This is a genomic window from Gordonia polyisoprenivorans NBRC 16320 = JCM 10675, from assembly GCF_000241325.1.
Lineage (GTDB): Bacteria > Actinomycetota > Actinomycetes > Mycobacteriales > Mycobacteriaceae > Gordonia > Gordonia polyisoprenivorans.
The window spans coordinates 26994-38180 of record NZ_BAEI01000091.1 but is presented as its reverse complement, the minus strand read 5'-3'; the positions used below and the strand labels follow the sequence as shown (position 1 = coordinate 38180).

12 protein-coding genes are annotated in these 11187 nt (G+C 66.2%); 5 read left to right on the top strand and 7 right to left on the bottom strand.

What is annotated here, in order from left to right; translation table 11 throughout:
- Nucleotides 1-39: 39 nt before the first annotated feature.
- Together GOPIP_RS25670 and GOPIP_RS25665 are read right to left on the bottom strand one after the other, a co-directional pair.
- Nucleotides 40-1509 (bottom strand): class I adenylate-forming enzyme family protein, encoded by a 1470-nt coding sequence (locus tag GOPIP_RS25670; RefSeq protein WP_370530214.1) that lies wholly within the window; start codon nt 1507-1509, stop codon nt 40-42.
- 161 nt (nt 1510-1670) lie between these two features.
- Complete coding sequence (locus GOPIP_RS25665; protein WP_006372786.1) at nt 1671-2378, bottom strand: acetoacetate decarboxylase family protein; 708 nt, start codon at nt 2376-2378, stop codon at nt 1671-1673.
- Nucleotides 2379-2580: 202 nt separating this feature from the next.
- Between GOPIP_RS25665 and GOPIP_RS25660 the strand changes: the two genes are divergently transcribed.
- The 4 genes from GOPIP_RS25660 to GOPIP_RS25645 all read left to right on the top strand — a co-directional run bounded on the left by GOPIP_RS25660 (nt 2581) and on the right by GOPIP_RS25645 (nt 6490).
- A complete protein-coding gene (locus tag GOPIP_RS25660; protein WP_035728872.1) occupies nt 2581-3129 on the top strand; it encodes a MaoC/PaaZ C-terminal domain-containing protein in 549 nt (182 codons plus the stop codon).
- A 37-nt stretch (nt 3130-3166) separates the two neighbouring features.
- Nucleotides 3167-3610: a helix-turn-helix transcriptional regulator gene (locus GOPIP_RS25655; protein WP_006372782.1), complete on the top strand. Its 444-nt coding sequence runs from the start codon at nt 3167-3169 to the stop codon at nt 3608-3610.
- 10 nt (nt 3611-3620) lie between these two features.
- Nucleotides 3621-4034, top strand: coding sequence for a VOC family protein (locus GOPIP_RS25650; protein ID WP_006372780.1), 414 nt, complete (start codon nt 3621-3623; stop codon nt 4032-4034).
- A gap of 68 nt (nt 4035-4102) precedes the next feature.
- Nucleotides 4103-6490 (top strand): ATP-binding cassette domain-containing protein, encoded by a 2388-nt coding sequence (locus tag GOPIP_RS25645; RefSeq protein WP_006372777.1) that lies wholly within the window; start codon nt 4103-4105, stop codon nt 6488-6490.
- Between the two features lie 4 nt (nt 6491-6494).
- Here the strand turns inward: GOPIP_RS25645 and GOPIP_RS25640 are convergent, their stop codons facing one another.
- Together GOPIP_RS25640 and GOPIP_RS25635 are read right to left on the bottom strand one after the other, a co-directional pair.
- Nucleotides 6495-7007: an FKBP-type peptidyl-prolyl cis-trans isomerase gene (locus tag GOPIP_RS25640; RefSeq protein ID WP_020171302.1), complete on the bottom strand. Its 513-nt coding sequence runs from the start codon at nt 7005-7007 to the stop codon at nt 6495-6497.
- Nucleotides 7008-7025: 18 nt separating this feature from the next.
- On the bottom strand, nt 7026-8069 hold the full coding sequence (locus GOPIP_RS25635; protein WP_006372775.1) for an LLM class F420-dependent oxidoreductase: 1044 nt from the start codon (nt 8067-8069) through the stop codon (nt 7026-7028).
- 124 nt (nt 8070-8193) lie between these two features.
- Between GOPIP_RS25635 and GOPIP_RS25630 the strand changes: the two genes are divergently transcribed.
- Nucleotides 8194-8766 (top strand): PadR family transcriptional regulator, encoded by a 573-nt coding sequence (locus GOPIP_RS25630; RefSeq protein ID WP_006372774.1) that lies wholly within the window; start codon nt 8194-8196, stop codon nt 8764-8766.
- Nucleotides 8767-8777: 11 nt separating this feature from the next.
- Here GOPIP_RS25630 and GOPIP_RS25625 read toward each other — a convergent pair whose 3' ends face one another.
- From GOPIP_RS25625 to GOPIP_RS25615, 3 genes are read right to left on the bottom strand one after another with little or no spacing between them, the layout of a single operon-like run.
- Nucleotides 8778-9182, bottom strand: a complete 405-nt coding sequence (locus GOPIP_RS25625) for a nuclear transport factor 2 family protein (protein ID WP_006372773.1) — start codon at nt 9180-9182, stop codon at nt 8778-8780.
- Between the two features lie 30 nt (nt 9183-9212).
- Nucleotides 9213-10004: an ABC transporter ATP-binding protein gene (locus GOPIP_RS25620; RefSeq protein WP_006372772.1), complete on the bottom strand. Its 792-nt coding sequence runs from the start codon at nt 10002-10004 to the stop codon at nt 9213-9215.
- Nucleotides 10001-11041 (bottom strand): ABC transporter permease, encoded by a 1041-nt coding sequence (locus tag GOPIP_RS25615; RefSeq protein ID WP_006372771.1) that lies wholly within the window; start codon nt 11039-11041, stop codon nt 10001-10003. The genes GOPIP_RS25620 and GOPIP_RS25615 overlap by 4 nt, the downstream gene beginning before the upstream one ends.
- Between the last annotated feature and the right edge of the window lie 146 nt (nt 11042-11187).

Below are 11187 nucleotides of genomic sequence, written 5' to 3'. Positions count from 1 at the left end.
AGGGAGAATGCGATTGCGCGGGGACTACAACAGCGCGCGCTACAACGCTGTCGGCGTTGCGAATTGCCGGCGGAGAGCTGGTTTGTCGATCTTGCCCACCGGGTTTCGGGGGAGGGCCTCGACGATGTGGATCGACTCGGGGATCTTGGCCCTCGTCACCAGCGAGCCGAGATGCCGCGTGAGGTCGTCGTCGTCGATGGTGTGGTCGGGGTAGGTGACGACGAAGGCGATCGGGATCTCTCCGTACACCGGATGGGGTGCGCCGACGACCGCGCACTCGAGTACTCCCGGGTGGGTCGCGAGGGCGTTCTCGATTTCCTTGGGGTACAGGTTTTCTCCGCCGCGGATGATCAAGTCCTTGATGCGGTCGACAATCGTCAGATAACCATCGGCATCGAGTCGGCCGACGTCGCCGGTGTGCAGCCGACCCTCGCCGACGGTCTTCGCGGTGTCCTCGGGACGATTGAGGTAACCGCGCATCACATTGGGTCCGGTGATGACCACCTCACCGACGTCACCGGTGGGTAGGTCCGCGCCGTCGGCTCCGACCACATGGATGCGCTGGCCCTCGATGGCCGGCCCCACGGTGCCGAGCTTGCGTATCCCGTGACGCGGGTTGCACGTCGATGCGCAGGTGCCCTCGGTGAGTCCGTAGCCCTCGAGAATCGGTATCCGCAGGCTGTTCTCGACGCGATCGAGAAGTTCTGCGGAAATCGGTGCGGCGCCGCAGATCGCGAAACGCAGGGAGTCGAGCGTCCGAGCCCGACGCTCGAGGTCGGGATGGGAGACCAGCAGTGCATAGATGGTCGGTACGGCCGAGAAGTAGGTGGGTCGTAGACGTTCGACGTCGTCGAAGAACCTCGAGACCGAGAACCGTCCGGTGATGCTGAGTCGTCCGCCGGCCAGGATCGGCGCCAGGAAGCTCACGCAGATCGCGTTCACGTGGAACAGCGGCAGGATCAGTAATGCGTGATCGTCGGCGTCGAGCTCGAGGTGGTGTGCCATTGCCGTGGCCATGTAGCGCAGGTTCGCGTGGGTCAGCCGAACTCCCTTGGGACGTCCCGTCGATCCGGAGGTATAGATCAGCAAGGCATCGTCGGCGTCGGCGGGCTCGGTCGGCGCCCGCCACCCCGGGGTGGGGGCCGGAGACAGGTCGTCGACGTGGAGCACGGGCCTGTCGGCCCGCAGATCCGCGACGTCGGACACGACGACCGCCGCGCCGGAATCCGCGAACTGATACTGCATCTCGTCAGCGGTGAACGTGGGGTTGACCGGGGTCGCCACCGCGCGCAGACGCCACGCGGCCATCAGGACGACGAGCAGTTCGGCACGGTTCGGCAGGACCGTCGCCACGACGTCACCATGCCGGACGCCGAGTCGCTGCAGCTTCTGGGCACATGCATCGACCCGGTCGGCGAAGCCGCGGTAGGTGAGGTCGACGGTGTCATCGGCGACGCACGGAGCGTCGCCACGCTCGCGGAGATCCCAGGCGAAGAACGAGGAACTGATCACTGGTGCATACCCTTTCGCATGTCTGTGACTTATGACACTAGAAAGGGGTGATGTGATGTGGAACGGTCTCACGAGCCAGAGTTCGGACGCGCGTTTGTGCCCGGAGGACAACGTCGGGGCCACGTCCCGGAAACGATTCCGGTCGGGGGAGAGGTCGGTCAGTCGTGAGTGACCTTGGTGCCGAACAAGATCGCGGCGTCGGTGGTGGCGACGGTGATCAGGGGACGACGACCCGCGAGATACCCGAGTGGTCCGTCGGGTGCAAAGGACCACTGCGCCCGCGCGGTGCGGAGTCGGGCGACGATCCGGTTGGTCGACCACGAGCTACGACCGTCGAGGACCTGGGCGGTCGGTAGGGGGATCTGATGCGTTCCGGGAAGCAGGCGCGGTCCCAGCCGCGCATCGAGTGCCGCGACATCGTGGCCGTCCACGGTCATCGCGGTGGTGATCCGGCGGCCGGATCGTTCGCGGGTGAACTCGCCGAGGTGCTTGGGGATTCCCCAGAGCTCGCGTCCGCCCGTGCGCGAGTTCGGGCTGGTCACCCAGATGTCGGGAATGCTGACCCGCACACCGTGACGTGGCGAGACCACCGGATAGGTCGTGAGCAGTTCTTCGTACTGCAGGACCCCGCCCTCGGTGTAGTGCAGGACGGCGGCGACGACGAGTACCTTGCCCGCCACCGTGAGCAGGCGGGCTCCGGAGGGGATGACGCCGAACGCCTCGGCTGGTAGGTCGGCGCGCGGAACGACGAACGCCGACATGAGAGCGTCGCCACCGAGATACCACGGCTCGGGTGGGTAGCTCACCCCGTCTGCGCCGACGTGCCATGCCCGATCGATGCTGACCGGAATCCTGGTGGTCGTCATCAGTTGATACCCCCTGTCCGATGGTCGGGCCACGCCGCAGCGCAACACCCTGATGGAACGAACCTACCGATACGTCTCAGCCACGCACAGGGCGGGAGGCCCACCAGAACAGAGGAGCCCACCACAACAAGAGACTCCGATCGAGAATGCCGGGTCGGGGGTCTGGCACTCTCGGTCGGAGTCATAGGTGAGATCGTCGAGGGTGGCGAGTGCGTTACACATCGTCGGAAAGAATTCGCACGAGACGCCGAGCCCGCCCGACATCATGCCGCCGCACACCCGAGGAGCCGACCCAGCGATGACCGATCCCATCGTGTACGCCGACGATCTCCAGCCTGGTCAACGCCATGAACTGGGCATTCATACGGTCTCCGAGTCCGAACTCGTCGACTTCGCGTCGCAGTGGGATCCGCAGGCGTTTCACGTCGACAGGGCAGCCGCGGAGTCGGGGGCATTCGGTGGTCTGATCGCCAGCGGAATCCACAGTCTCGCGATCGCGCAGCGACTCGCGGTCAGCTCGGTCCTGACCTCGTGGAGCGTGATCGCCGGACGCCGGCTCCGGGAGATGGAGTTCCTGGCGCCGGTACGTCCCGGGGACACATTGTCGGGATCCATGCGGATCGAATCCGTCGACCTCGACCCGCGCGGCCGTGGCCTGGTGACCTATACGACCGAACTGGTGAATCAGGCGGGGGTGGCGGTCCTGCGCTTCGATGCCGATGTCTACCTACGATCCCGGGGCACGCACTGAACGAATACGTGCTGTCAACTGTGCGAGGATCGTCCATGTGACCGCGAAACCAGACCGCGACCGGCGCCGGGCAGACCTGCGCCGCCTGCGACAGGTGCGCGACCGGATCGACCGCGATTACGCACACCCTCTCGATGTGGAGGCGCTTGCGAGCGGCATCGCGATGTCGGCGGGACATCTGAGTCGCGAATTCAAGCGCGCATACGGTGAATCGCCGTACTCCTACCTGATGACGCGGCGTATCGAACGCGCGATGACCTTGCTGCGGCGAGGCGATCTGTCGGTCACCGACATCTGTTTCGGCGTGGGCTGTTCGTCTCTGGGGACCTTCAGCACCCGCTTCACCGAGCTCGTCGGTATGTCGCCCACCGAGTATCGCCGTCGCGCCGCGGACGAGACCCTGGGCATTCCGACGTGTCTGGCCACACAGATCACCAGACCGATCAGGAATCGAGAAGTCTCACCGGCCGGGCGCCGCTAGCGTTGTCGGCATGGACATCACCATTGCCTACACCTTTCTCCCACAGACCGATCCCGACGCGGCACTCGGGTTCTATCGCGACGCCCTCGGATTCGAGGTTCGCAACGACGTCGGCTACTCCGGCATGCGCTGGCTCACCGTGGGGCCCCCGAACCAGCCGCAGACCGCTGTCGTGCTCCACCCGCCCGCCGTCGATCCCGGCATCACCGAACAGGAGCGGGAGACGATCCTCGATCTCATCGCCAAGGGCACCTACGGCGCAGCACTGACGTTGGCCACCGACGACCTCCAAGGCGTGTTCGACAAGCTCCAAGCTGCCGGGGCCGAGGTCATCCAGGAACCGATGGACCAACCGTACGGTGTGCGCGACTGCGCATTTCGCGACCCGACGGGCAACCTGCTGCGCATCAACCAGACTCCCTGACGCCCGGGCCACGTGACGCCCGAGACCTTGCCATCCCACCAGAGAAGCCCGACCGCAACGGAGAGCCGATGAGCCGGACGCCGACGAGATCGACGCCCCACCCCGCCGACACCCACGACATCATCCGGGTGCATGGCGCCTGGGCGAACAACCTGCGCAACGTCGACGTCGAGATCCCCAAACGGCGCCTGACGGTGTTCACCGGGGTGTCGGGGTCGGGGAAGAGCTCGCTGGTGTTCGCGACGATCGCCGCGGAATCGCAGCGGATGATCAATGAAACCTACAGTGCGTTCGTCCAGGGCTTCATGCCGAGCCTGGCCCGGCCCGACGTCGACGTGCTCGAGGGCCTGACCACGGCGATCATCGTCGACCAGGAACGCATGGGCGCCAACCCGCGGTCCACGGTCGGCACCGCCACCGACGCCAATGCCATGTTGCGCATCCTGTTCAGTCGTCTCGGCGAGCCGGCCATCGGTTCGCCGCAGGCGTTCTCGTTCAATGTCGCCTCGGTGTCGGGTGCCGGGGCCGTCGAGATCGAACGCGGTGGCCGAAAAGTCAAGGGACGCAGGGAGTTCAGCATCACGGGCGGGATGTGTCCGCGATGCGAGGGGCGAGGCGAGGTCTCCGACTTCGACCTGACGGCCCTCTACGACGAGACGAAATCCCTCAACGAGGGCGCACTGACGATTCCCGGCTACTCGATGGACGGCTGGTACGGGCGCATCTATCGCGAGTGCGGATTCTTCGACCCCGACAAACCCATCGCCAAGTTCACCAAACGACAACTCGACATCCTGCTCTACTCCGAACCCAAGCGGATCAAGGTCGAGGGCATCAACGTCACGTTCGAGGGCCTGATCCCCAAGATCCAGAAATCCATGCTGGCCAAGGACCGGGAGGCGATGCAGCCGCACATCCGAGCCTTCGTCGACCGCGCGATCACCTTCACCGTGTGCCCCGACTGCGACGGCACGCGGCTGTCCGAACTCGCACGATCATCGAAGATCGACGGTCGCAGCATCGCCGACGTCTGCGCCCTGCAGATCACCGACCTCGCCGACTGGGTGCGCAGCCTGCAGGGATCGTCGACGGCATCGGTGAGTCCGCTGTTGACCTCACTGTCGGAACTGCTGGACTCCTTCGTCGCCATCGGTCTGGGCTACCTCTCCCTGGATCGACCGGCAGGCACGCTCTCGGGCGGAGAGGCTCAGCGCACCAAGCTGATCCGTCATCTGGGCTCCTCTCTGACCGATGTCACCTATGTCTTCGACGAACCCACGATCGGGCTGCATCCGCACGACATCGAGCGGATGAACGATCTCCTGCGACAACTACGCGACAAGGGCAACACGGTGCTCGTCGTCGAACACAAACCGGAGGCCATCGCGATCGCCGACCACGTCGTCGACATCGGCCCGGGCGCGGGCACCGAGGGTGGTCAGATCGTCTTCGAGGGCAGCGTCGAGGGACTGCGCGGCGCCGACACCCTCACCGGCCGCCACCTCGACGACCGCGCCACACTCAAGGCGACCCTGCGTGAGGCGACCGGCATCCTCGAGGTCCGTGGCGCGGACACCCACAACCTCCGCGATGTCGACGTCGACATCCCGCTCGGTGTGCTCGTGGTACTGACCGGCGTCGCCGGATCGGGGAAGAGTTCGCTCATCGGCGGATCCGTGGCCGGACGCGACGGCGTCGTCAGCATCGATCAGGCTGCGATCAAGGGTTCGCGGCGCAGCAACCCCGCCACCTACACCGGCCTGCTCGAGCCCATCCGCAAGGCGTTCGCCAAGGCCAACGGCGTCAAACCGGCTCTGTTCAGCGCCAATTCGGAGGGCGCATGCCCCAACTGCAAAGGTGCGGGCGTCGTCTATTCCGATCTGGCGATGATGGGCGGGGTCTCGACGATCTGCGAGGTCTGCGAGGGCAAGCGATTTCAGGCCGAGGTACTCACCTACACCTTCGGCGGTGCCGACATCGACGAGGTACTGGCGATGTCGGTGGCCCAGGCCGAGCGGTTCTTCTCCGACGGGGACGCGAAAATACCTGCTGCACACAAGATCCTACAGCGACTGTCCGACGTGGGGCTGGGCTATCTACGGATCGGACAACCGCTGACCACACTGTCCGGCGGGGAACGTCAGCGCCTCAAACTGGCCGCACAGATGGGGGAGAAGGGTGATGTCTACATCCTCGACGAACCCACCTCCGGGCTGCATCTGGCAGATGTCGAGCAACTGCTCGGACTACTCGACCGCCTGGTCGACGCCGGGAAATCGGTGATCGTCATCGAACACCACCAGGCCGTGATGGCCCACGCCGACTGGATCATCGACCTCGGACCGGGAGCCGGACACGATGGCGGTCAGGTGGTGTTCACCGGCACCCCGGCCCAATTGGTCTCGGAGTCAACCACACTCACCGGCCGCCACCTCGCCGACTACGTCGGCGCCTGACGGCTCAGCCGTCGGCAGAAACGATGACGATCGCGAAGACCAACGTGTCCCCGGCGTTGATGCCAGCCGACGGATTGCCGTCGGGGTAGCCGTCGGCGGGGGCGATCGCCACCGCGACCGTGGAGCCGACGCGCTGGCCGGCGATCGCCTTGCTGAATCCCGGAACCACCTGTGCCAGTGAGAATTGCGCGGGCTGGCCGCGGGTGTAGCTGCTGTCGAACTGCAGTCCGGTGCGTCCGTCGACGCCGACGTAGTTGACGGTGACGTTGGCGCCCTGCCCGACGGTCTGGCCGTCACCGCCGCTCAACGTGTGCACCTGCGTCTCGGTAACCGCGAACGGCGTGGTCACCGACACCTGCGGGGCGGAGGTGTCATTCTTCGCCCCGGTTACCGTGACCCGTCCGGTCGATCCGTTCAGTGACCAACTCGGCGGCTCGTCGTCGGACGAGCCACATCCGGCCACCATCACCACGGCGAGAAGGGCGATCGATGCGAGGACTCCTCGAAGCATGCGCATGCCGCGCAACGCTACTACCTACGCGGTCTCGGCGACCAACGATGCCAGACGGCGCACCTCCTCGACACTGCCCGGCGAGACCAGCATCGTGGTGACGCCTGCCTTCTCCCAGACCGCGATCTGTTCCCGGACATGATCGACATCGCCGACGATGGCCGAATCGTCGACCACCTGGTCGGGGATGATCGCCGCGGCGTCGTCCTTGCGCCCGGACCGGAACAGCGAGGTGACCTCGTCGACGACCTCGCCGTAGCCCATGCGCCGGTAGACCTCGGCGTGGAAGTTGGTGTCCTCGCTGCCCATTCCGCCCATGTAGAGAGCCAGGAACGGTTTGATCGCGGCGTAGGAGGCGTCGCGGTCGTCGGTGATGACGATCTGGGCGGTCGCGCAGATCTCGAAGTCCTCCCGACTGCGGCGGGCGCCGGGCCGGGCGAATCCCTCGTCGAGCCACGCGTTGTAGGTGTCGGCCATCCGTGGCGTGTAGAACAACGGCAACCAGCCGTCGGCGATCTCCGCGGCAAGAGCGATGTTCTTCGGTCCCTCGGCGCCGAGCATCACCGGGATGTCGGCCCGCAGCGGGTGAACGATCGGCTTGAGCGGCTTGCCCAGTCCGGTCGCACCGGGCCCGGTGTAGGGCAGCGGGTAGTGCGGACCGTCGCTGACCACCGGTGCCTGTCTCGCCCACACCTGCCGCATGATGTCGATGTATTCACGGGTGCGCGCCAACGGCTTCTCGAACTTCTGCCCGTACCAGCCCTCGACCACCTGCGGACCCGACACACCGAGGCCGACGATGTGCCGGCCACCGGAGAGATGGTCGAGGGTGAGGGCGGCCATCGCACAGGCGGTGGGCGTGCGCGCCGAGAGCTGCAAGACCGACGTGCCCAACCGCATCCGCTGCGTCGAGGCGCCCCACCAGGCCAGCGGGGTGTAGGCGTCCGAGCCCCACGCCTCGGCGGTGAAGACCGCGTCGAACCCGGATTCCTCGGCGGCGAGCACGAGTTCGTGGTGGTTCGGTGCCGGCTGCGCACCCCAATATCCCAGCTGCAGTCCGAGTTTCATCGTTCTCCTTCGCGGCGCGTGAGGCGCCGACCATCGTGGGCGAGCGGCGCGTTCCTCGACGGTATCCCGCGACGGTGCCCGGCTCAATACCCAATAGGGGCAATTTGTTGACTACTCTGGGGGCATGTCGTTGCGTCACGCGATCCTCGCCGAACTCCTCGACGACGGCGCCAGTGGGTATCAACTGGCCAAGACCTTCGACGTGGCGGTTGCGAGCTTCTGGTTCGCGACGCCACAACAGTTGTATGCCGAACTGTCGCGTCTGGAGGCCGACGGCCTGATCCGCGGTCGTGAGGTGACCCAACAGGGCCGACCCAACAAGCGCGTCTTCACCCTGAGTGACACCGGGCGTGCCGCACTCGTCGACTTCGTCTCGGCCGCATCCAAACCCACCTTCGTGCGCGACGATCTGCTGGTCAAGGTGCGGGCGTGCGATGTCGGCGAGGCGGCCACCCTGATCGAGACCCTGCATGCCCGTCGGGCGCACGCGTTGGCCAAGGCCGAGCTGATCGAATCGCTGCTCGCGAAGATGCGTGGGGAGATGTCCGAGGACCGGTACCTGGCCGAGAGTCCGCGCGTGGGACCGTATCTCACGGGGCTGCGCGGCATCGCCTTCGAGCGGGAGAATGCGGCGTGGTGTCGCCGTGCAGCCGACGTCCTGTCCGCGCGCCTCGACCGGACCGAGACGACGCACTGAGCACGGCGCGCCTATCCGCTGTGGGCTCCGCTTTCGGCCTCGGCGCGAATCCGGTCGAACTGCGCCCCCATCGCCTCGGCGAGTGCGGTGGCCCCGGACAACGGTCGGACCATCACCATCAACTCGTCGATCTTGCCGTCGGCGTCGAGATGAAGGAAATCGCAGCCGGTGATCGCCCTGCCGTTCACCGTCGTCTCGAACATCAGGGCATGGTCGGGCGCTCCGGGCGCACCGAACTCCTTGACGTAACGGAAGTCCTCGAACACCCGGAACACGCCACGCAGGATGGCCGCGGTGATCGGTTTGCCCTGATAGGGCGCGAAAGCGACCGGACTGATGAAGGTCACGTCCTCGGCGAGAAGCTCGTCGACGGCTGCCATGTCCCGGTTTTCCACCGCTTTGCGGAACGGGTGCATTCGATCACGACTCCTTGGTCAATTAATTGACTATCTGGCGCCGACAGTAGACCGCCTGCTGTCGGTGTGTCCAGCGTCACTGGGCGACAGAACGCCGTCGACCATCCGATACACGGCGTCCATCCGGGCGAGATGCGTCCGATCATGGGTGACCAGAATCGTTGCGGTTTCGGTGGCGGCGGTGAGGTCGATCAGCATCGAGAGCACCTGTGCCCCACGCTCGGTGTCGAGCGCCGAGGTGGGCTCATCGACCAACAAGAGGTCGGGCTCGTTCATCAATGCCCGCGCGATGTTGACCCGTTGACGCTGTCCGCCGGAAAGGTGGGCAGGCAACCGGTGCACCATCCCGTCCAGACCGACGGCGACCAACAGGTCTCGGGCCCGAGCAGTGGTGGCGCGGCGCCGGGCTGCGCCGACGATCCGGGATTGTCCGAGATGTGCGGTCACCTGGAGTTGCTCGAGGACCGTCAGCGACGGCAGCAGATTGGGCTGCTGGAAGACCAGGCCGATGCGCTCGCGGCGCACCCTGGTGGCCGCAGACGCGCGCAATTGCGCCAGATCGACTGTCCCGCAGCCACTTGCCGAACGGTGCGAGCTGCGTTGGGTCAGGAGAACACGTCCGCTGTCGGGACGGCGTAGCGCTCCGGCCACGGCAAGCAGACTGGATTTCCCGGATCCCGACGGCCCGGTGACGGCACTGGTCGTCCCGGCGTCGAAGGTTGCCTCGATGTCGTCGAGGGCGGTGAGGTGGCCGGTGCCATCGGCATAGCTCATCGTCACGTGCTGCAGCGTCAGGGTCGGTACGCGTCGTGGCGTGGTCATCGGTTGCTCCCGAGTGCGGTGAGGGGATCGGTGGTGATGAGGAAACGCAGTGCCGCACCGGCGCCGAGGACGCCGAGTCCGATGGTGGCCAGCGCGGGCAACAGGGTGGTGGAGGCGGTCACGACAAACGGGATCGAGCCCAGCAGGGTGCCGCCGCCGACGGCAACCGCCACACCGAGGCCGCACCCCACGACCAGGATGAGCACGGCCTGGCCGAGGGCGTCGCGCACCAACGAGGCGGTGGACGCCCCCAGCGCCTTGAGTACCGCGATGTCGGGGACGCGTTGCACGGTCCACACGGTGAAGAACGCACCGATGACCAGTGCTGAGATCAGCAACAACATCACCGTCATCAGTGTCAGCGACGAGTTCTCGGCGCTGTAGGACGCCAACGCCGACAGCGCATCGGACCCGGAGCGGATGGTGGTGCCACTCGAGGCGGCCACGGACTGCGTATCGGTGCCGACACGTGGTGTCACCGCGAGTACCGTGGCGGCGCCGAACTGCGGTGCCAGGTCCCGCCACGTGTCGATGGGCAGGTAGATGACCGGGCTGTGGGCGTACCACTGGTCGCCGACGATTCGTCCGACGGTCATCGTCCGCCCGCCGACCTGGATGGCCTGGCCTCCACGGAGCCCGAGAGACGAGGCGATCGGCGCTGCGACATCGACGGTGCCGGTGACCGGGCGGTCGTTTCCGCCGAGGCCGAAGAGCACCACCGGCATCGGATCGGTATGTGTGGTCGAGGTCGCGCGGTCTCGCGAGATGCCGACGGGCACCACGTCTTCGGCACGGTGTTGCCAGGTCGCGATCTGCGAGGTGGTCAGCACCGACTGATCGAAGGAGGGCGCGGACCCGGTGTCGGCGAACACGATCATCGAACCGGGCAGTGATTGCAGGGCGGAGATGTTCTGGTGGCGCAATCCCGCGGTGAGTCCGCCCAGGAAGGTGACGAGCACCGACACCAGCACCACCACCAGGGTGATGAGCGCGAATCGTCCTCTGGCTCTTCGGAGATCACGAATGGCGACGAACATGGAGAGTCCTTTCGGTGGTCGGTTGCCAGTGTGGCGGGCATCGGGGATGCGGCGCGTCGAGAGTTGGAGGGTCACGGGGTGCATCGTTCGGCACCGGCGACTCGCACTTTCGATGGATGCGCGGCAGTGCACCGCCGATAAACTGA

What these genes read in the sequence shown, in the direction of transcription:
- GOPIP_RS25665 (WP_006372786.1), bottom strand. Translation starts at nt 2,378, where the DNA reads ATGACGACCACCAGGATTCCGGTCAGCATCGATCGGGCATGGCACGTC.
- GOPIP_RS25650 (WP_006372780.1), top strand. Translation starts at nt 3,621, where the DNA reads ATGGACATCACCATTGCCTACACCTTTCTCCCACAGACCGATCCCGAC.
- GOPIP_RS25645 (WP_006372777.1), top strand. Translation starts at nt 4,103, where the DNA reads ATGAGCCGGACGCCGACGAGATCGACGCCCCACCCCGCCGACACCCAC.
- GOPIP_RS25640 (WP_020171302.1), bottom strand. Translation starts at nt 7,007, where the DNA reads ATGCGCATGCTTCGAGGAGTCCTCGCATCGATCGCCCTTCTCGCCGTG.
- GOPIP_RS25635 (WP_006372775.1), bottom strand. Translation starts at nt 8,069, where the DNA reads ATGAAACTCGGACTGCAGCTGGGATATTGGGGTGCGCAGCCGGCACCG.
- GOPIP_RS25630 (WP_006372774.1), top strand. Translation starts at nt 8,194, where the DNA reads ATGTCGTTGCGTCACGCGATCCTCGCCGAACTCCTCGACGACGGCGCC.
- GOPIP_RS25625 (WP_006372773.1), bottom strand. Translation starts at nt 9,182, where the DNA reads ATGCACCCGTTCCGCAAAGCGGTGGAAAACCGGGACATGGCAGCCGTC.
- GOPIP_RS25620 (WP_006372772.1), bottom strand. Translation starts at nt 10,004, where the DNA reads ATGACCACGCCACGACGCGTACCGACCCTGACGCTGCAGCACGTGACG.
- GOPIP_RS25615 (WP_006372771.1), bottom strand. Translation starts at nt 11,041, where the DNA reads ATGTTCGTCGCCATTCGTGATCTCCGAAGAGCCAGAGGACGATTCGCG.